This is a genomic window from Rhodococcus sp. 66b (assembly GCF_002076325.1).
GTDB lineage: Bacteria > Actinomycetota > Actinomycetes > Mycobacteriales > Mycobacteriaceae > Rhodococcus_F > Rhodococcus_F erythropolis.
Genome location: NZ_MUZB01000002.1, coordinates 328,795 through 347,934, shown reverse-complemented (window position 1 = coordinate 347,934; position 19,140 = coordinate 328,795). Strand labels below are relative to the sequence as shown.

Below are 19,140 nucleotides of genomic sequence, written 5' to 3'. Positions count from 1 at the left end.
CTCGGGTCGGCGTTACCCACGTTGGGCGAGAAAAGCTACGTCGACTTCTTCACCGATGTGCACTTCGGTGACGTCTCGATCGACAAGAACCAAGCAATTGGCTTCCGCCAAGGTCGCGAGGAGATGTGAGGACGCACCGGGCGCACCCCCGAGTGCCTGCACCAGGTACTCCCCCGTCGCTTCGTCACGCATCAGCTGACCACGCAGGAAACCCTTGCGATCGGCAATCGACGTGATCGTTCCCACCGTGCGCGCCTTCACTACTCGCCGCATCGGTTGGCGGCGTCCGAGCGCGATTCTGATCAGCGGGCGAACCATGACTTCGAATACCACCAGTGCGCTGACCGGGTTGGACGGTAGGAGAAAGGTCGGAACCTCGTCTCGTCCCAGCTTGCCGAAGCCCTGCACTGATCCCGGATGCATGGCAACGCGCTCCACCTCGAGTGTCCCCAGGTCGGCAAGCGCCTCACGAACCTCGTCGGACGCTCCGCCGCCCACGGCACCGGCGATGACAACGATTTCCGAGCGAATCAGCTGTCCCTCGACTACTTCGCGAAGACGGCGCGAGTCGTTGCCTGCGATTCCCACACGGTTGACGTCGGCGCCGGCATCGCGCGCTGCGGCGGCGAGGGCATACGAATTGACGTCGTAGACCTGACCAGGCCCCGGCGTGCGATCCACGTCGACAAGTTCTCCACCGACGCTGATGACGGAGAGACGCGGACGCGGATGGACGAGCACTTTGTCGCGACCCACCGCGGCAAGCAAACCGACCTGTGCGGCTCCGATGATGGTGCCTGCCCGAACTGCCACGTCTCCCGGCTGGACGTCGTCACCTGCACGGCGAACGTAATCGCCCGAACGCACCGGCTCGAAGATCCGAACGCGAGCGCGACCACCGTCGGTGTTCTCGAGCGGGAGCACGGCGTCGGCCAGCGTGGGCAGCGGTGCGCCCGTGTCGACTCGCACGGCCTGACGCGGTTGCAACCGGATCGGTTGGCGTGAGCCCGCCGTCACCTCGCCGACCACCGGCAAGCTGAGGTCCGTAAGCTCGCCGTCCTCGCCGCGGAGGTCGGCTCCAGCGCCGGCGACATCGACACTGCGAACCGCGTAACCGTCGATGGCAGCTTGATCGAATCCCGGCAATGGGCGTTCGGTCACCACTTCCTCGGCACACAGCAGTCCCTGCGCCTCCGAGATGGCGACCCGAACCGGACGGGGTGCCACTGCAGCAGCGGTAACCCTGGTCTGCTGCTCCTCAACCGACCGCATCTGGTCCGCGTCCTCCTGTGTCTGGAAATTCGGTGATATCCGTCAGCTCATGATGCCTTGCCTTCGAAAAGGGACAAGCACATTGATACTGCGTTATCGGGCGAGCAACCACCGTGGCGACACGCTCAGCGGTCGAGCCGATCCGCGAGCCACTTACGCAAGGACGGACCGTAATCGTCACTGTCGAGTGCCAGGTCAACCGAAGCGCGGAGGTACCCGCCGGGGTTGCCCAGGTCATGACGCGTTCCGCGGTGCACCACCACGTGAACCGGATGACCCTCGGAAATCAGGAGAGCGATGGCGTCGGTGAGTTGCAACTCACCGCCGGCTCCCGGCTTGATGCGACGAAGTGCGTCGAAAATCGCACGATCGAGCAGATAGCGACCCGCAGCGGCAAAGGTCGACGGCGCGTCTTCCACAGCCGGCTTCTCGACCATGCCGACGACCTTGAGGACGTCGGGATTGACCGCGTCGGGAACGATCTCGACGTCGAAGACGCCGTAAGCGCTCACTGCGTCCTTGGGAACGTCGATTGCACAGAGAACGGACCCGCCGCGCTTGGCCCGAACTCGCGCCATGATCTCCAGGACGCCACGCGGGAGTACGAGATCATCGGGCAGAAGGACCGCGATGGCATCTTCGTCGTCGTCGAGAACCGACTCGACGCAACCGACTGCATGCCCGAGGCCGAGGGGCTGCTCCTGAATCACGGAATCGACTTCGAGCAAACCCGGCGCTTTGCGCACCTTTGCCAGGGCAGCAAGTTTTCCGCTCGCTTCCAGCTTGCTTTCGAGCACGAGATCCTCGACGAAGTGCGCAACCACTCCGTCTTTGCCCGGGGACGTCACGATGACGAGCCGCTCGGCTCCCGAGTCCGCAGCTTCACCCGCCACCAGTTCGATACCCGGTGTGTCCACGACCGGCAGCAATTCTTTCGGAACCGTCTTGGTGGCAGGCAGGAAACGCGTACCAAGTCCGGCTGCGGGAACCACGGCCGTACGGAAGGCCCTCGTGCTGCTAGCGACAACGTCTGTCATGCCAACACCTTAGCCGCCGCTTGTTACCGCTCGGTCAGCACGACGAATATCGTTGCGGGGTGACACCTCAGACAAAAGCACAATGGCGACAAATCGCACTCGCAGCACGTGATGCAGTCTCCGAGCACACTCGAAACACGGAAACTGCGGCGTTGATCACGCACATACGTTCAGTGATTGTCGACGGCTCAACCGTCTGTGCGTACGTCCCCACCCGCACCGAACCAGGATCCACCGACTTGCTCGACGCCGTTGCCGAGATCGCGCAGCGTGTACTACTTCCGATCACCGGGGAACCCGGACCGTTGTCCTGGGTTCAATACAGCGGTGCCGACGGTTTACGCCCCGCGAAGTACGGCATTCGGGAGCCCGCCGGACCCGTCCTACCACCGGAAACCCTGTCCGACGTGGAATGCATGCTGATCCCTGCTCTCGCGGTGGATCTTCGTGGAACACGCCTCGGCCGCGGCGCAGGCTTCTACGACCGGACGCTCGGGTCGGTCGGACCGCAGACTCGGCTCGTGGCAATTGTCAGAGACTCCGAACTCGTCGAGACCTTGCCTGCCGACGACCACGACATTCCGATGGGATGGGCATTGACGCCGAGCGGCGGTCTCACGCGGCTCCAAGGCGATTGATCTGCGGGAATAGATCCCTGATTAGCGCTGTTGGCACTGTCACTTGTAGAGTGCTAATGGCTGCGGTGTAAATACGCGGCTGCTCGAACATCACAGTGCGGAGGAAGCCCGGTGCCCACCTACTCATACGCATGTACGGAATGTGACAACCGTTTCGACATCGTCCAGTCCTTCAGCGAAGATTCGCTGACGGTCTGCCCAGCTTGCTCAGGCAAGCTCCGCAAGCTGTTCAACTCTGTTGGCATCGTGTTCAAGGGCAGCGGCTTCTACCGCACCGACAGCCGCGGCGGCTCCGGGACTGCGAGCGAGCCCGCCAAGAGTGATTCGGCACCCGCTGCGAAGTCCGAGTCCAAGTCGGACTCCTCTTCGACATCGAGTTCGTCGACCAGCACGCCGGCGCCCGCGAAGGCTGCCGCAAGCTGATTTCCACAACCTCCGGGTTGTCCACAGTTTCACATCGTTAGGGCCGGAAGCACCGCTTCCGGCCCTAACGTGCATGAATGCCGTCAGCACGTTCTCGCTCGCCGAGGCGCTCCGATCCACTGCGCGCCCAACTCGATCTCACCCCGAGCACCTTCGATCGCGTCGTCGAACTGACGCGCGGCACTCGGTTCCGCACGGCGACAGTCCGCAAGATCGCAGCCGTTGCGCTGGCCACACTCGGCGTTGTTCTCTTCTTCCGAGGCGATCCCGCGACCGATACGGTCGCCGTAGTTGTCTCGAGTCGCGATCTCACTCCCGGACAGGTGATCGCGGATTCGGATGTCGAGATCCGAGAGATCGACTCGAAACAGCTTCCCGAAGGAGTTGTCTCCGATACCGACCTGGTAGTCGGGAGAACCGTTGCCGGCCCGATTCGCTCCGGAGAAACCGTCACCGACGTGCGCGTTCTCAGCCCACGGCTGGCCGGGTTGTCCGTAGGAACCGACGACGCCCGTATCGTCCCCGTCCGATTGGCCGATGCAGCCGTCGCGGATATGTTGCGCAGCGGGGATGTCGTCGACGTACTGACCGTCGGCCCTGACACATCCCGCACTGACACATCCCACCCCGACACACCCAACGAATCAATTGCCGACAAGGCCCCGCAGATTCTTGCGGCGGGAGCAGTAGTCGCGCTGGTCACCACGTCGGAAAGTACACGTAACCAGCAGGAACAGGTGATTCTGCTGGCTCTGCCGACACCGGCAGCCAACGTCGTTGCCGCGGCATCCCTGTCCAATGCGATCACCGTGACATTCCGCTGACCGCACAAAGCGTCCGAAGCTCCTCTAGGATTTTTCCAGTCGGTTCGGTATCAACGGACCATCTGGCACTTGCCATCGGAGACTCGAGGGGACACCGACATGCTCAAGGGATTCAAGGATTTCCTGCTTCGCGGAAACGTGCTCGACCTGGCCGTCGCAGTCGTCGTCGGCGCAGCCTTCACCGCCATCGTCACGGCATTCACCAGCAACATCATCAATCCGCTCATCGCCGCAATCGGCGGTTCAAACGAGTTGGGCTGGGGCCGCGAGATCATCTCCGGCAATCCGGAAACCTTCGTGAATATCGGCGCTGTGGTCACCGCGATCATCAACTTCATCATCATCGCGGCGGTCGTCTACTTCGTGCTGATCGTTCCCGCGAATGCGGCGAAGAAGAAGTTCGTCTCCGAGCCCGAGGACAAGGAAGCCAGCGAAACCGATCTGCTCATCCAGATCCGCGACATCCTCTCCGCCAATGCCGGTGGCGCCGACACAGGAGCCCACGCCAAGACGCTCGAATAGGCAGCGCTCACAGAACAAATCAGGCCCTCGGACATTGTGTCCGAGGGCCTGATTTACTTCTCAACCGCCGTGGTGCGGGGGCCGCTGACTGCGCAGCCAGTCGTCGTCCGAGGATCGCGAGGAACCTTCAGGCCCCCGCTCGTCCGACGTCGTCTCGGGAAAGACGTCCCCGAAGATGCGTGCCAGGCGCTTCTTGTCGACTGGCGGCTTCTTCGGGGTATCTGGTTGCTCCGACAAGCTGTCTCAGCCCTCGAGGCTGGACAGCTCGGCGATGACGTGACTCGCCAAAGCCGTCAGGGTTGCCATGCCGTCGCGAATTGCCGGCCTGGTCGACGCCAGATTGGCGACCACGGTGCTTCCCGAAACCCCGACGAGGCCGCGGGACAATCCTGCTTCGAGCGATCCGGCCGACAGACCGGAAGCGCGAAGTGCTTCGGCAATTCCCGGGATCTCGCGATCGAGAACCTCTGCGGTCACGTCGGGAGTGACGTCACGCGGGGATACCCCGGTACCGCCGACCGAGATGACGAGGTCGACGCCACCGATGACTGCGGTGTTGAGAGCGTTGCGGATCTCCACTTCGTCGGCGGCGACGGCGACCGTCGCATCGACGAGAAAACCCGCTTCGTTCAGCAGTTCCGTAACCAGTGGACCGATGGAGTCGGTGTTGTCGCCGTGGGCTGTGCGATCGTCGACGATGACGACCAGAGCGCGGCCGGCCGATGTGGCTTCGAGTTCCATGACACCTACCGTAGTGTCCGATCCCGACGCCGTTGCGATCTGGCCGAAGATCGGGTCGATCGTCTGCTGATCGCCGAACATCATCGGCCGCCCTGCGCTGCCGCGGTTCCCAACGTGACGTCGACGGTTTTGGTCTGCCCGCCGTCGCTGTACGTGATCGAGACCTTGTCGCCGGGAGCATGTGAACGCACTGCCGCGATCAGCGAATCACCATCTGCGACAACACGATCGTCGACTTTGGTGATGACTGCACCCTTCGGGATACCGGCCTTGGCGGCCGGCCCGTCAGCAGTGACATCCATGACGGTTGCGCCGTCGGCGTTGTCCTGCGACGGTACGGTCACGCCGATCATGGCTTGAGTCGCCTTGCCGGTCTTGATCAGTTCGTCGGCGACGCGGCGTGCCTGATCGATCGGGATGGCGAAACCGAGGCCGATGGAACCGCCCTGGGTACCCGACGACGCTCCGAGCGAGGCGATCGCCGTGTTGATGCCGATCAGCTGGCCGTCCATGTTGACGAGGGCGCCGCCGGAGTTGCCGGGGTTGATCGCTGCGTCGGTCTGCAGAGCGTCGATGACGGTGTTCTGGTTGCCGGACTCGCCGCTCGTGGACACCGGGCGATCGAGTGCGGAGATGATGCCTTCGGTGACCGTGCCGGCAAGGCCGAGCGGGGACCCGACGGCCACAACCTGCTGTCCGACCTGAACGTCGCCGGAGTTCCCGAGATCGATGGGGGTGAGGTCGTTGCGGCCGTCGACCTTGATGACGGCGATGTCCGAGACGGGATCGGCACCGACAAGGGTGGCCGAGGCCTTGGTTCCGTCGGAGAACGCGACGCGAAGTTGCGCTCCCTGAGCACCGGCAACGTGGTTGTTGGTCAGGATCAGACCGTCGGAGGACAGGATGACACCGGAACCCTCACCGCCCTGTCCCTGCGCGGTGGCCACCTCGATCTGCACGACGCTCGGCACCACCTTCGAGGCAACGGCCTGAACCGAGCCGGCGGGAGCGTTCGACGTGTTGGTCGCAGTGGGCTTCGGAGCGTTCAGAGAGTTGGTGACCGTCGCGGTTCCACCGTTGCGGTCCGCGACGACGGCACCGACCACGCCACCGACACCACCACTGACCAGGACCAGGGCGAGAGCGCCGGCAACCAGCGCCATGCGTCCCGACTTCGGCTTTGTGGTGGTCGAACCGGAGTTCGGCCCCTGTAGCGGTGCGGGGATCTGGTTGTGGCCGCCCGGGCCGTTCGGACCGCCGGGGCCACCAGGGTTGGGTGCGCCGTACGGGGCGCTCTGCTGGTACGCGGCCTCATGGGCACCGTGCGGGTGGCCGAAAGCCTGCGTGGGCTGCTGCGGCGCCTGCCCGAAGGCTTCGGTGGGTCGGCCTTCGGTGGGTCGGCCTTCAGTGGGTCGGGCAAAGGATTCGGTCGGCTGGTACGGCTGCTGAGGCGCCTGCCCCTGAGGCTGCTGCGGCGGCACGGGAGGCTGCGCCTGAGGTGCTGTCGGCTGCGCTTGGGTGGTGGGCTCGCTGTTGGGCTGCTCGGGCCGGGTCGGCCCGACGTTACGGTCCTCGGTCATCGGCTCGCTTTCGTCTACGGTGACCACCGGACGGGCAGTCACAACTGTTCTGCCGACAATGCTGCCTTGCGCTGCTGAGAAGGCGCTGAGACGTGCCTGTCACTTTACCCAGAGTTCGACGTGAAAATCCGGTGTTGTCGGCTCGGCCCGAAAGACTCTCGGGCCGAACGCATTAACTCGTGACGTCAGTCACCGAAGCACGGGACCAACGGGTCTACAGAACACGCTACTCGGCGCTCGGCCCTGGTTCGCCGGGAAGCACGATACGAACAAGCGCTCCCCCACGATCGGATTCGTCGATCGCGATGGTGCCGCCGTGCTTGACGACGACCTGACGCACAATCGCAAGTCCCAGACCCGATCCCGGCATCGAACGTGCCGCGGTCGACCGGTAGAAACGATCGAACACCAACTCCCGATCCTCCTCCGGAATGCCGGGTCCCGCATCACTTACGGTCAATTCCAACAATCCTTGGCCGACCGGACGCATTTCGACGCGTACCTGTTCGCCCTTCGGACTCCATTTCGCAGCGTTGTCGAGGACGTTCAGCACCGCACGCGACAGGCCCGCTTGATCTCCGTAGACGTACCACGGAGTGGTGACCGCTTCGAACTCGATTTCGTTGCGCCTGCGCCGCGCTCGTTCGAGCGCACGCTCGACGACGTCGCTGACGTCTACGCGCTCGTACACGGTTTCGGGCGCGTCTTCGCGGGCCAGATCGACAAGGTCACCTACCAGAGTCGACAGTTCCTCGATCTGCGCGACGACGTCGGCACGAAGTTCCGCCATGTCCTCGTCGGGAATCTGCGGCGCACCTGGGCGACTGGACGCGATCAGCAATTCCATGTTGGTACGCAACGAAGTCAACGGTGTGCGCAACTCGTGTCCGGCGTCCGCGACGAGGCGCGACTGACGCTCACGGGACTCGGCGAGCGCCCGCAGCATCGTGTTGAAACTCTCTGTCAGGCGCGCTAATTCGTCGCTGCCGGTAACGGGGATCTGCGTCAGATCGTCAGTCCGGGCGACTCGTTCGGTGGCGGCAGTCAGCCTGGCGATGGGCCGTAAACCGGTGCGGCCCACGGTAGTACCCGCCACCGCAGCAAGTATGACGCCACACCCGCCGACCACGAAGAGTACCCAGGCCAGTCGGTCCAGTACCGCAACGGTCGGCGCGAGCCGCTGACCGATCACCAAAGTGCTTCCGTCATGGGTTCGTTGAGCAAGCACTCGCTGACCGTCGACGGTTCGCAGCGAAGAATCCGATTCGCCACGCGCTACGGCATCTTCGGCTTCACCGATCGGCACGTCGGAACCGGGCGGCTGGTACGTGCTCAGGTCCGAGAAGATCAGGGCCACACTGATGTCGGTGGTGTACAGCGTCGCACCGGAGATGTAGCGAGGATCGAAGCGCACGACATTGCTGTCGATGAGCACCGCCGCCCTGGTACGCAACTGGTGATCGACGTCCGCGTAGAGCGCACGCGAAACCACCGCGTACGCCGCGATCGCCATGACTGCGACGGCAATGGCCACCACCGACGCAGCGAGGAGCGTCACACGCCAACGCAATGACACCGAACGGGTCAGTGGCATCGGCGGGCGCATTTCGACGGACGCTTGGGTGGTGGAGGATTTCTTCGGTTCGGCATTCTTGCCGAACGGAGCGGTGATCACGGAGGCGTCTCCCGCAGGACGTAGCCGACTCCGCGGACGGTGTGGATCAACCTCGGTTCGCCGTCGGCTTCCGTCTTGCGACGCAGGTAGCCGACGTACACCTCGAGCGCATTGCCGGACGTCGGGAAGTCGTACCCCCACACCTCTTCGAGAATGCGTCCACGGGTGAGCACGCGGCGCGGGTTGGCCATGAGCATTTCGAGGAGGGAGAACTCGGTGCGGGTCAGGCTGATCGATCGCTCTCCGCGCTTGACCTCACGGGTGACCGGGTCGAGGGTGAGGTCCTCGAAGGCCATCATTTCGGAATCGGCGTCCAGATCGGGCGCGGTGCGACGCAGTAGTGCACGCAACCTGGCAAGCAACTCTTCCAAAGCGAAGGGCTTGGGCAGGTAGTCGTCCGCTCCGGCATCGAGGCCGGCGACTCGCTCGCTGACCGAATCGCGGGCGGTGAGCACGAGGATGGGCAGGTCGTCGCCGGCACTGCGAAGACGACGGCACACTTCGAGTCCGTCGAGTCGCGGCATCATGACGTCGAGCACGACGGCGTCCGGCCGGTTGGCGAGGATCTTCTCGAGTGCATCGAGCCCGTCGACCGCGAGCTCGACCGTGTAGCCGTTGAAGCTGAGCGACCGCCGAAGCGACTCGCGAACCGCCCGGTCGTCGTCGACCACCAAAATACGCATACCGACAGTTTGGACTGAAGTGCTGAGATGCGGCTGAGAGGGTCCGATTCCGGCCTCCGGCGTGTCGCGGTCAGTCCCGGGTTCGCCTGGGCCCGGGCAGGCTCCAATGACGCCATAACGCAAGCAGTCTGAACACCGCGGCGAACGCCGTGCCGCACACCAGCGCGGCGTTGGTGGACAGTCCGGCTTGCGAGACTGTGACCACCAACGCAGCGCCGAGCAGTGCGGGAACCGCGTACAGGTCTTTGTGCAGGAGCAGCGGCACCTCGTTGACGAGGACGTCACGGATCACTCCGCCGCCGATCGCCGCGGTCGCACCGATCAACGTCGCCGCCAGTGAACTGGCGTTGTTGTCCAGCGCGATGACGGCGCCGGTACTCGCGAACAAGCCCATCCCCAGTGCGTCGAGCGCCAGGATTTCACGACGCAGCCGATTGAGCGGCTCGTGTAGGTAGAACACGGCAAGTGAGGTGGCGGCGGCCGTTCCGAAGTACGGCCAACTGCTCAGCGAGCTGGGCGGATGGACGCCGAGGAGGACGTCGCGGACGATACCGCCGCCGATGCCGGTGAACACTCCCACCGAGCACACCCCGAAGATGTCGAGTCGCTTGGTGACGCCCACCAGGGCACCCGAGGCCGCGAACGCCACGATGCCCACCAGTTCGAGGATCCTCAGCAGCACCGGCCAAGGATCGCACGGTCAGATGCGGCTCGGGTCGATCACCCCGAGTCGAACTGCTTTGACCAGTCGCCGAGGAACCCGGTGGGTCTGGCCGAAGGCCGTGACCTCGACCAGATCGGGCGCAATCGCCTTCCACTGGGCGCGGCGACTGCGTGTGTTGGAACGCGACATCTTCCGCTTGGGAACGGCCATCAGAGTGCCTTGCGCTTTCCGTAGCGACGCTCGAACTTCTCGACGCGTCCGGCGGTGTCCATCACTCGTTGTGCTCCGGTCCAGAACGGGTGCGAGTCGCTCGTGACGTCGACGACCAACAGCGGGTATGTGCCGCCGTCTTCCCATTCGACGGTGCGGTCACTCGTCACGGTCGACCGGGTCAGGAAGCTCTTGCCGGTGCTGGCGTCCTGGAACACCACGGGGTGGTAGTCGGGGTGCATCTGCTTCTTCATTCGTTTCCCTCTCGCGTTGATTCGGTTTCGGCATAAGGTGATTCGGATTCGTCGCACGGGTCTTCGTGGAACTCTCCGAACGGGTCTTCCCAGGTGGTCCACGACGCTTCGTCGGCCAACTCCTCGTCGGTGACCAGGGCGTGCTGCAGTGTTCGGTCGATCTCGAGCGGGTTCGCACCGCACGTCAGAACGACCATCGAGGTGTCACGGTCGCCGAAACGCTCGTCCCATTTCAGGGCCGCGAGCGCACGGCGCTCGGCTGGAACGCGCTCGCGTTGCTGCGGCGTCATCGCGGCCAGCCAGGTGTCCGCGCTGGCAACTCGCAGGCCACCGCCCGCCGATTCGAGCCAGAGCGCTTCGCCCGGTTGCGTCGCCACCCAGACGCGCCCGCGGGAATAGACGACACCTTCGAGCAGGACGTCGATCGCCTCGTGCAGACGCTCGGGGTGGAACGGCCGGTTCGCGGTGAACTCGACGAGCATCACTCCGCCGTCGTCGTCGAGCGGCGGCTGACGACGCAACAGCGGTGAGTGAGCGTCGGCCAGCTCACCGCGTCGCGCATCCGCAGGCACCTCGAGGAGCAGTGCCTCGATGTCGTCTCCCTCATCGAAGACGGGTACCCGCGGAGCAATGCGCGCGAGAACCGCGTTCAAGCGGGACCGCTGCCAGCCGTCGAGTCCATCGGACCCGCGCAGTACGAGAGCGTCGGCGAAGTCGACCTGCCCGACGATGACCTGAGCCAGGGTGCGGTCGTCGTCGAGGGCTTCGTCGCCGGTGGCGTCGGCAAGCCACGTCTGGGCGTCGATGCATGTCACGACGGCGTCGACGCGGACGTCACGCTGCGCCGGTCCGTCCACTTGGCCGACGACGCCCGTCACGACGACATGCTCGATCGCCCAGCACAGCGCTTCGGGTTCGAGTTGGCGGTCAAGCAGCAAGACGATCCGCTGGACCGAACTGTGCGAGTGAAGGCGACGCAGCAGCGGCAGCAAGTCTTCGCGCAGGGTGCAGGAGACGCAGCCGTGCGCGAGCTCGAGGATCGTCTCGCGTTCGGACACCGTGCCGGCAGACCCGGTGCCCCCGGTCATCGAGGTGACCGTCCGCCGGACCACCCCTTCACGGACGTGGCTCAGGTCGTGGTGAACCAGAACAGTTCCGGTTCGCAGCAACGCTCGTGCGGTGTGTGGAGTGGATTCGCTCATGCCGGCGACCAGGACCAGCGGAGTCCTGCCGTCCAGGATCGTGTTCACAGCGGGCCTTTCTGGGAATGATTGTCATTACCGAGGTTGAACGCTACATTGATCTCACCGCATTGTCGAAAACGATTGTCATCTGCAAGTTGAAAGGAACACCCATGTCGGCTCACTGCCAAGTGACCGGACGTGTGCCGGGGTTCGGAAAATCCGTCTCGCACTCCCACAAGCGTTCGAATCGTCGCTGGAACCCGAACATCCAGCGCAAGACATACGTATTGCCCAGCGAGGGTCGTCGCATCACGCTCACCCTCTCGACCAAGGGCATCAAGACGATCGACCGCGACGGCATCGAATCCGTCGTCGCCCGGATCCGCGCGCGCGGCGGGAAGGTCTGAGCAGATGGCACGCAACGAGATCCGCCCGATCGTGAAACTCAAGTCCACGGCGGGCACCGGGTACACGTACGTGACCCGCAAGAACCGTCGCAACGACCCCGATCGACTCGTACTGAAGAAGTACGACCCCGTGGTGCGCAAGCACGTCGATTTCCGAGAAGAGAAGTAGGCATGGCCAAGAAGTCCAAGATCGCCAAGAACAACCAGCGACGGGTCATCGTCGAGCGATACGCGGAGCAGCGATCGGCGCTCAAGGAGGCAATCCGCTCCCCGAAAAGCTCACCCGAGGAGCGCGCGAAGGCCCAAGCGACCCTGCAACGTCTACCACGCGACGCCAGTCCGGTACGATTGCGCAATCGAGACGCTGCGGATGGACGTCCGCGCGGCCACCTGCGGAAGTTCGGGCTCTCCCGGATTCGCGTGCGAGAAATGGCGCACCGTGGGGAACTGCCTGGCGTACACAAGTCGAGCTGGTAAGGAAGTCGGATGGCAGTCAAGCGTTCACCGTCGAAGAAGCCACGCCCCGTAGAGGGTCGTAAGCCCAAGAAGAACCCGTTGTTCGCAGCGAAGATCACGCATGTCGATTACAAGGACATCAACTTGCTTCGCACGTTCATCTCGGACCGCGGCAAGATCCGCAGCCGTCGCGTCACGGGCCTGACCCCGCAGCAGCAGCGTCAGGTCGCCGTTGCAGTGAAGAACGCACGCGAAATGGCGTTGCTCCCCTTCACCGCCGCACGGTAATCATACGTGCTCGGTAGTCACACGTAGAAGTACCGAAGAGGTCGCGCAGTCACTCGACTGCGCGGCCTTTTTGTTGCCCGGACTAAGATTTCCCGAAGTCGTTCATTCCAGTCGAGAGGTGCCCGCAGCGTGTCGGGAGTTGTTGCGGGTTTCACCGTCATTTTTGTTGTCATCGCGGTCGGGTATCTGCTCGGCCGTCTCGGCACCCTCGGTAGCCAAGGACAGTTCGTTCTCGGTCGACTCGTCTTCTTCGTCGCGACCCCCGCCCTGCTGTTCACCACCCTCGCGTCGTCCGATCTGTCGGTGATCTTCTCGCCGACGCTCGCGGTTGCGTCGGCTACTGCCTTTGCCGTCGGCGCTCTGTACGTCGTCGTTGCAAAGATCTGGCTCAACCGGCCGCTGCCCGAACTGACCATCGGCGCACTGTCGGCGTCGTACGTGAATTCGGCCAACCTCGGGATCCCGATCGCGGTGTTCGTGCTCGGCGATGCCACGTTCGTCGCGCCGCTCCTGCTCTTCCAGATCGTCGTGTACTCCCCGATCGCCTTGACGATCCTCGATCTCACGGCATTGCGGGGCGAAGCCGAAAAACTGTCACTGATCGACACTGTCACCGCTCCGTTCAAGAATCCGATCGTGCTCGCGGGCGCTGCGGGGTTGATCGTGGCGTTGATCGGTTGGGTACCGCCGAGACCCTTGATGCAGCCTTTCGAATTGATCGGCGCCACTTCGGTCCCCGGCGCACTGCTGGCATTCGGGCTCTCGTTGTACGGCGTACGAGTGCTCGAGAAGGGCTCCAGTCCGCGCCGCGACGTCGCGCTTGCGTCGACCCTCAAGATCGTCGTCCAACCAGTGCTGGCTTACCTGATGGCGCACTTCCTCCTCGGCATCGACGGCCATCAGTTGTTCGCCATCGTGGTCGTCTCGACGCTGCCGACGGCACAGAACGTCTTCATCTATGCAAGCCGATATCGGCGCGGGATGGTCCTCGCCCGAGACAGTGCCTTTGTCACCACTTTGGCGTCGATACCGGCGATTGCGCTGGTCACGGCGCTACTCGCTTGAGCAGGGTTACGGTGGATTCATGCGTGTACTAACCCTCGCCGTTCTGGCCTGCCTTGCTGTGGCCGGATGCTCCGTCGGGGCCCAGACAACGGGGCCGGTTGCTGCGCCGAATCCGATGGCGGCCAACGAAGCAAGTCCCGCCGACTGGTCGCTCGGAACCCCCGTTCCCGACGAGGTCGACGACAGCGAGATGGGCACTGAGTTCGACAGCCGCACCGACATCGTGGGTGCGACGGCCACCATGTTCGAATCGTGGTCCGAGGTCGACGATCACACGGTGGCAGTCCACTTCGTGACCGGCACTCCGGAGTGCTACGGCGCGTACGCAACCGTCGAAGAGACTGATACGACGGTGATCGTCACGCTGCGAACCGGAGCATTGCCGGAGGCCGCGGACAAGATGTGCATCTTGGTTGCCGTGTTCGGCAGCCTGGACGTTCCGCTGAGCCGACCGCTCGGCGATCGTCACGTCATCAACGGCTAGCCGCGCCTAAACGGCACAAGATCAACGATCGAACACTCCGTTTCGTCAGGTGTGGTGTGCGTCTCGTCGGGACAGACTGAAAACCGACACCCGTGCACTCGCTCGTCGGCAGCTTTCGACTCGAGCGGTGCTCAACATGAAGGAGCTCGCAAGTGCCTACTCTCCAGAGAGACGTTGCAATCGTCGGCGCCGGCCCCTCTGGCCTGGCAGCTGCAACCGCGCTGCGCAAGGCCGGTTTGACCGTCGCTGTGATCGAAGCGCGCGACCGCGTCGGCGGCCGCACGTGGACCGACACCATCGACGGAGCAGTTCTGGAAATCGGCGGCCAGTGGGTCTCCCCCGACCAGACCGCGCTGATCTCCTTGCTCGACGAACTCGGCCTGAAAACTTTCGAGCGCTACCGCGAGGGCGAGTCCGTCTACATCTCGTCGGCAGGTGAGCGGACGCAGTACACGGGTGATTCCTTCCCCACGAACGACACCACGAAGAAGGAGATGGACCGTCTCATCGACGAGATGGACGATCTCGCAGCACAGATCGGCGCCGAGGAACCGTGGGCACATCCCCTCGCCCGCGATCTCGACACAGTCTCCTTCAAGCAGTGGCTGATCAATCAGTCCGACGACGCCGAGGCACGTGACAACATCGGCCTCTTCATCGCCGGTGGCATGCTCACCAAGCCCGCCCACTCGTTCTCTGCCCTGCAGGCCGTACTCATGGCCGCTTCGGCAGGCTCGTTCTCCCACCTCGTCGACGAGGACTTCATCCTCGACAAGCGAGTGATCGGCGGAATGCAGCAGGTATCGATCCGCATGGCGGAGGCCCTCGGTGACGACGTCTTCCTCAACGCACCCGTGCGAACGGTGAAGTGGAACGAATCCGGTGCAACGGTGTTGGCGGACGGCGATGTTCGCGTCGAGGCAAGCCGAGTGATCCTGGCCGTACCGCCCAACCTCTACTCCCGGATCTCGTACGATCCCCCGCTGCCGCGTCGTCAGCACCAGATGCACCAGCACCAGTCCCTCGGCCTCGTCATCAAGGTGCACGCGGTGTACGAGACGCCTTTCTGGCGCGAAGCCGGCCTCTCCGGCACCGGCTTCGGCGCGTCCGAGGTAGTACAGGAGGTGTACGACAACACCAACCACGAGGACGATCGCGGCACACTGGTCGCTTTCGTCTCCGACGAGAAGGCCGACGCGATGTTCGAGCTTTCCGTCGAGGAGCGTAAGGCCACGATTCTGGCCTCACTTGCCCGCTACCTGGGCCCGAAGGCCGAAGAACCGGTTGTGTACTACGAATCCGACTGGGGCTCGGAGGAATGGACCCGCGGCGCGTACGCGGCCAGCTTCGACCTCGGTGGCCTGCACCGATACGGCGCGGATTCCCGCACACCCGTCGGCCCGATCCACTTCTCGTGCTCCGACATCGCGGCCGAGGGATACCAGCACGTCGACGGTGCTGTTCGGATGGGGCAGCGAACCGCCGCCGACATCATCGCCCGCAGCAAGGCCTGACGGCCACTTTGCCAAGTCTCGATCATTGCCCGGCAGTCACGACTGCCGGGCAATGATCGAGAGCAGCAGTTCCGCACGAACTCTCGCTACCTCGAGTCGACAGTCGATCAAGCTCTCCACCTTCGCCATTCGGCTTCGCAGCGTGTGCCGGTGGACGCCCATCGTGATGGCTGCCGCTTCCCAGTGCCCGTTGGCCTCGAGAAATGCCCGCAACGACGCCAGCAGTTCGGTGCCGCTGTCACGGTCGTAGTCCTCGATCGGCGTGATCATCGTTTCCGCCAGCGTGTTGAGCACTTCACGCGTCGAATCGAAAGACAGCAGCACACTTCCGGTCAGCGCCGCGAATTCCAAAGGCTCGCCGCCGATTTCCGCCGCAGACGCACACAGCTGGGACTGTTCGACGGCGACCGCCAGCGCTGCGACCACGCGCCGCGCACTCAGGCCCACACGAAGCGCGCGAAGATCCGACCTCGATACCCCGCCCAGTAGCTCTCGGGCGAACTCGACGTCGTCGGTTCCACGCAGCAGCACCGTGACGCGAGTGTCGTTGATCCGCGAGAACAACTGCCGCCCTGCCTTGTTCATGAACTCGGCAATCTCGACTCCGACGCGTCCCGCTACGTCGGACGTGTCGGCAAGAACTGTCAACCCTCGGATCATTCCCTCGCCGTCGGCGGCCTGCCGGATCTGTTGCCACGCCGGTGCCGGGTCGCGGTCTTCGGTGAGCAGCAGCCCGAGGGCATGCGAATTCAACTGATCCTGAGTGGCGCGCAGGCGCGCAGGTTTCTCGAAGTCCAACGCCAGCAACGAGTTCGCGTGACCGAGCAGTATCTGATCGACGTAGCTGAGCGCCGAAGCACTGATCACCGCCAGGTATCCGTACGGCGTTCGCCCGACGCTGATCTGCTGCACCGCGATCGACGCTCCAGACCTTGCAAGCGTCACGCTGCTGGATGCGCCGCCCCCGAGAGTTGCTCGCAGTTCGTCGATCACGTCGTCCGTCGGCAGTTGAGGTGAGCTCTCGAGAACTCGTCCGGCGACGTCGAGAAGAAGCACCGTCGCCGAGGTTGCGATCGCCAGTTCACGCACGGTTGCGGCAGTTCCGCCGGAAATGACGGCACGCGTCATCCGCGGTTGCGCCCGCGACGCCCGGAGGACAGCTTCGTATTCCTGCTCTGCCAACCGGCTCATCACACGCTTGACGACGGCAGCAAACGGCGTCGGCAGCGGCACCTCGATCAGCGGGAGTCCGATCTCGTCGGCGACGGCCACCAGATCGGCCGGGACCTCGGGGTACGACAGCCCGGTTCCGAATCCCACCGCCGCCACACCCGCCGCATCGAGCATCCGGAGATAGCGGCCGCGCTTTTGCTGAGTGGACGGCAATCGGATGCCGGTGGTGAGGATGAATTCGCCGCCCGTCAACCATCGAAACGGGTCGAGCAGCTCCGTGGCGTGCGCAAATGTGATCTCGCGACCGACACCCTGCGCCCCACCTTTGAGTTCCAGCGCGAGATCCGGCTGCGCCAACATCCACCGCACAGCGATCGTCATGGGCAGGACTGTACAACTCGGCGCGTCGGGGATCAAAGATTTCACCTTTTTGGCAGCTGCCTTTACTTGTGAGTCAGCGCACACTTGCTCACACACGCCCCACAAAGTGCGAGTTCCGTGCTGATCACCTCGGCCGGAACTCGTTCGACCTCGAGAGGAACCGGTACCGATGTCGATCGTCGTACTCGAGAACTACATCAACGGTGAATTCGTCGCCTCGGCCGCGACGGAAACACTCGACCTGATCAACCCCGTGGACGAGAGTGTGGTCGGGCGTACGCCGGTCTCCACCAAGGAAGACGTCGACGCCGCCGTCGAAGCAGCACAGCGCGCATTCGAGACCTGGGGTAAGACGACACCAAGCGTGCGGCAGGCCGCACTCCTCAAACTCGCCGACGCCATCGAAGCGCACAGCGACGAAATCGTCGCAGCCGAAAGCGCCAACACCGGCCAGGCCCACCAGATGATCGCCGACGAAGAGGTCAAGGTCGGAGCCGATCAGATGCGGTTCTTCGCCGGAGCCGCACGACTTCTCGAGGGCAAGGCGGCCGGAGAGTACATGGAGGGTTTCACCTCGTACGTCCGTCGTGAGCCGATCGGCGTCGTCGGTCAGGTCACTCCGTGGAACTACCCGTTCATGATGGCGCTGTGGAAGATCGGGCCCGCCCTCGCAGCCGGCAACACGATCGTCCTCAAGCCCAGCGACACCACACCGGGCAGCACGCTGGTCCTGGCGAAGCTCTCGAAGGGCATCCTGCCGGACGGCGTGTTCAACGTCGTGCTCGGCAACGGCGGAACCGGCGCGACGTTGGTGGAGAACCCGGCCCTCGGTCTCGTCTCGATCACCGGTTCGGTGCGGGCGGGCATCGCTGTCGCCGTGTCCGCAGCGCAGCAACTCAAGCGCGCGCACCTCGAACTGGGCGGCAAAGCGCCGGCGATCGTCTTCGGCGACGTCGACATCGAGAAGACCGCCACCGGTATTGCCGAGGCAGCGTTCTTCAACGGTGGCCAGGATTGCACCGCGGCCACTCGCGTGATCGTTCACGAGTCCATCCACGATCAGCTCGTCGAAGCCCTCGTCCGGAACGCCGAGAAGCTGCGCCCCGGCGCGCCTTCCGATCCTGATGCTTTCTACGGCCCGCTCAACAACATCAACCACTTCAACGCCGTGAGCGACAAGATCGCGAACCTGCCGGCGTCGGCCAAGATCGTTACCGGCGGAAAGCGTTCGGGCGAAACCGGATTCTTCTTCGAGCCGACCGTCATCACCGGCGTCGCGCAATCGGACGACATCGTGCAGGAAGAGACTTTCGGTCCCATCCTCACAGTCCAGAGCTTCTCCGACGAGAAGGAGGCGATCACGCTTGCCAACGACGTTCGGTTCGGCCTGGCCTCGAGCATCTGGACCAAGGATCACGGTGTCACGCAACGCGTCTCCGCCGCTCTCGACTTCGGTGCGGTGTGGATCAACTGCCACATCCCGCTCGTTGCCGAGATGCCGCACGGCGGCTTCAAGTACTCCGGCTACGGCAAAGATCTCTCGGCATACGGAGTCGAGGACTACACCCGCCTCAAGCACGTCATGAGTTCGCACGACTGAGTTGCCGCCCCTCCTGCTGTGCGCCTTTATTAACCCCCCGCGGTTAATAAAGGCGCACAGCAGAT

At 63.9% G+C, this 19,140-nt stretch carries 24 protein-coding genes; 12 read left to right on the top strand and 12 right to left on the bottom strand.

What is annotated here, in order from left to right; translation table 11 throughout:
- Nucleotides 1-12: 12 nt before the first annotated feature.
- Entirely contained in the window at nt 13-1,272 is a 1,260-nt protein-coding gene (glp, locus tag B0E55_RS04650) for a molybdotransferase-like divisome protein Glp (protein ID WP_019744724.1), read from the bottom strand.
- A 125-nt stretch (nt 1,273-1,397) separates the two neighbouring features.
- A complete protein-coding gene (locus B0E55_RS04645; protein ID WP_019744725.1) occupies nt 1,398-2,309 on the bottom strand; it encodes a UTP--glucose-1-phosphate uridylyltransferase in 912 nt (303 codons plus the stop codon).
- Between the two features lie 59 nt (nt 2,310-2,368).
- Between B0E55_RS04645 and B0E55_RS04640 the strand changes: the two genes are divergently transcribed.
- The 4 genes from B0E55_RS04640 (at nt 2,369) to mscL (ending at nt 4,716) form a co-directional block, all read left to right on the top strand.
- Nucleotides 2,369-2,947 carry a 5-formyltetrahydrofolate cyclo-ligase gene (locus B0E55_RS04640; protein ID WP_019744726.1) on the top strand — a complete coding sequence of 193 codons (579 nt, stop codon included), beginning with the start codon at nt 2,369-2,371 and terminating at the stop codon, nt 2,945-2,947.
- 111 nt (nt 2,948-3,058) lie between these two features.
- The gene (locus B0E55_RS04635) at nt 3,059-3,370 is read left to right on the top strand and encodes an FmdB family zinc ribbon protein (protein ID WP_003946378.1); all 312 of its coding nucleotides are present in this window, start codon (nt 3,059-3,061) and stop codon (nt 3,368-3,370) included.
- A gap of 77 nt (nt 3,371-3,447) precedes the next feature.
- Nucleotides 3,448-4,194 (top strand): SAF domain-containing protein, encoded by a 747-nt coding sequence (locus B0E55_RS04630; RefSeq protein ID WP_021332312.1) that lies wholly within the window; start codon nt 3,448-3,450, stop codon nt 4,192-4,194.
- A 99-nt stretch (nt 4,195-4,293) separates the two neighbouring features.
- Nucleotides 4,294-4,716 carry a large conductance mechanosensitive channel protein MscL gene (mscL, locus tag B0E55_RS04625; RefSeq protein ID WP_019744728.1) on the top strand — a complete coding sequence of 141 codons (423 nt, stop codon included), beginning with the start codon at nt 4,294-4,296 and terminating at the stop codon, nt 4,714-4,716.
- Nucleotides 4,717-4,776: 60 nt separating this feature from the next.
- Here mscL and B0E55_RS31845 read toward each other — a convergent pair whose 3' ends face one another.
- The 9 genes from B0E55_RS31845 to mrf form a co-directional block, all read right to left on the bottom strand.
- Nucleotides 4,777-4,953, bottom strand: coding sequence for a hypothetical protein (locus B0E55_RS31845; protein WP_019744729.1), 177 nt, complete (start codon nt 4,951-4,953; stop codon nt 4,777-4,779).
- Nucleotides 4,954-4,959: 6 nt separating this feature from the next.
- Nucleotides 4,960-5,457, bottom strand: a complete 498-nt coding sequence (locus B0E55_RS04620; RefSeq protein WP_176720912.1) for a MogA/MoaB family molybdenum cofactor biosynthesis protein — start codon at nt 5,455-5,457, stop codon at nt 4,960-4,962.
- Nucleotides 5,458-5,537: 80 nt separating this feature from the next.
- On the bottom strand, nt 5,538-7,037 hold the full coding sequence (locus B0E55_RS04615; protein WP_241896005.1) for a S1C family serine protease: 1,500 nt from the start codon (nt 7,035-7,037) through the stop codon (nt 5,538-5,540).
- Nucleotides 7,038-7,263: 226 nt separating this feature from the next.
- Nucleotides 7,264-8,643: a HAMP domain-containing sensor histidine kinase gene (locus B0E55_RS04610; RefSeq protein WP_020908630.1), complete on the bottom strand. Its 1,380-nt coding sequence runs from the start codon at nt 8,641-8,643 to the stop codon at nt 7,264-7,266.
- 65 nt (nt 8,644-8,708) lie between these two features.
- Nucleotides 8,709-9,395: a response regulator transcription factor gene (locus tag B0E55_RS04605; RefSeq protein WP_003946387.1), complete on the bottom strand. Its 687-nt coding sequence runs from the start codon at nt 9,393-9,395 to the stop codon at nt 8,709-8,711.
- A gap of 70 nt (nt 9,396-9,465) precedes the next feature.
- Nucleotides 9,466-10,077 (bottom strand): trimeric intracellular cation channel family protein, encoded by a 612-nt coding sequence (locus B0E55_RS04600; RefSeq protein ID WP_003946409.1) that lies wholly within the window; start codon nt 10,075-10,077, stop codon nt 9,466-9,468.
- A gap of 18 nt (nt 10,078-10,095) precedes the next feature.
- Nucleotides 10,096-10,269: a 50S ribosomal protein L32 gene (gene rpmF, locus B0E55_RS04595; protein WP_080909173.1), complete on the bottom strand. Its 174-nt coding sequence runs from the start codon at nt 10,267-10,269 to the stop codon at nt 10,096-10,098.
- Nucleotides 10,269-10,523, bottom strand: coding sequence for a type B 50S ribosomal protein L31 (locus B0E55_RS04590; protein ID WP_019744731.1), 255 nt, complete (start codon nt 10,521-10,523; stop codon nt 10,269-10,271). The genes rpmF and B0E55_RS04590 overlap by 1 nt, the downstream gene beginning before the upstream one ends.
- The gene (gene mrf, locus B0E55_RS04585) at nt 10,520-11,773 is read right to left on the bottom strand and encodes a ribosome hibernation factor-recruiting GTPase MRF (protein ID WP_080909172.1); all 1,254 of its coding nucleotides are present in this window, start codon (nt 11,771-11,773) and stop codon (nt 10,520-10,522) included. The genes B0E55_RS04590 and mrf overlap by 4 nt, the downstream gene beginning before the upstream one ends.
- A 104-nt stretch (nt 11,774-11,877) precedes the next feature.
- On the opposite strand from mrf, the gene rpmB reads away from it, so the two are divergent.
- The 7 genes from rpmB to B0E55_RS04550 all read left to right on the top strand — a co-directional run bounded on the left by rpmB (nt 11,878) and on the right by B0E55_RS04550 (nt 15,921).
- Nucleotides 11,878-12,114: a 50S ribosomal protein L28 gene (gene rpmB / locus B0E55_RS04580; protein ID WP_031330895.1), complete on the top strand. Its 237-nt coding sequence runs from the start codon at nt 11,878-11,880 to the stop codon at nt 12,112-12,114.
- Between the two features lie 4 nt (nt 12,115-12,118).
- Nucleotides 12,119-12,283: a 50S ribosomal protein L33 gene (gene rpmG / locus B0E55_RS04575; RefSeq protein WP_019744734.1), complete on the top strand. Its 165-nt coding sequence runs from the start codon at nt 12,119-12,121 to the stop codon at nt 12,281-12,283.
- A 2-nt stretch (nt 12,284-12,285) separates the two neighbouring features.
- Nucleotides 12,286-12,591 (top strand): 30S ribosomal protein S14, encoded by a 306-nt coding sequence (gene rpsN, locus B0E55_RS04570; protein ID WP_019744735.1) that lies wholly within the window; start codon nt 12,286-12,288, stop codon nt 12,589-12,591.
- 9 nt (nt 12,592-12,600) lie between these two features.
- The gene (gene rpsR, locus B0E55_RS04565; protein WP_003946414.1) at nt 12,601-12,858 is read left to right on the top strand and encodes a 30S ribosomal protein S18; all 258 of its coding nucleotides are present in this window, start codon (nt 12,601-12,603) and stop codon (nt 12,856-12,858) included.
- Between the two features lie 129 nt (nt 12,859-12,987).
- Nucleotides 12,988-13,923, top strand: coding sequence for an AEC family transporter (locus B0E55_RS04560; RefSeq protein ID WP_019744736.1), 936 nt, complete (start codon nt 12,988-12,990; stop codon nt 13,921-13,923).
- Between the two features lie 19 nt (nt 13,924-13,942).
- Nucleotides 13,943-14,407: a hypothetical protein gene (locus B0E55_RS04555; protein ID WP_007727550.1), complete on the top strand. Its 465-nt coding sequence runs from the start codon at nt 13,943-13,945 to the stop codon at nt 14,405-14,407.
- A 152-nt stretch (nt 14,408-14,559) separates the two neighbouring features.
- Complete coding sequence (locus B0E55_RS04550) at nt 14,560-15,921, top strand: flavin monoamine oxidase family protein (RefSeq protein WP_020908634.1); 1,362 nt, start codon at nt 14,560-14,562, stop codon at nt 15,919-15,921.
- 36 nt (nt 15,922-15,957) lie between these two features.
- On the opposite strand, the gene B0E55_RS04545 is transcribed toward B0E55_RS04550, so the two are convergent.
- A complete protein-coding gene (locus tag B0E55_RS04545; protein ID WP_080909171.1) occupies nt 15,958-17,475 on the bottom strand; it encodes a PucR family transcriptional regulator in 1,518 nt (505 codons plus the stop codon).
- Nucleotides 17,476-17,644: 169 nt separating this feature from the next.
- Between B0E55_RS04545 and B0E55_RS04540 the strand changes: the two genes are divergently transcribed.
- Nucleotides 17,645-19,075 (top strand): gamma-aminobutyraldehyde dehydrogenase, encoded by a 1,431-nt coding sequence (locus tag B0E55_RS04540; protein WP_003946421.1) that lies wholly within the window; start codon nt 17,645-17,647, stop codon nt 19,073-19,075.
- Nucleotides 19,076-19,140 lie beyond the last annotated feature (65 nt).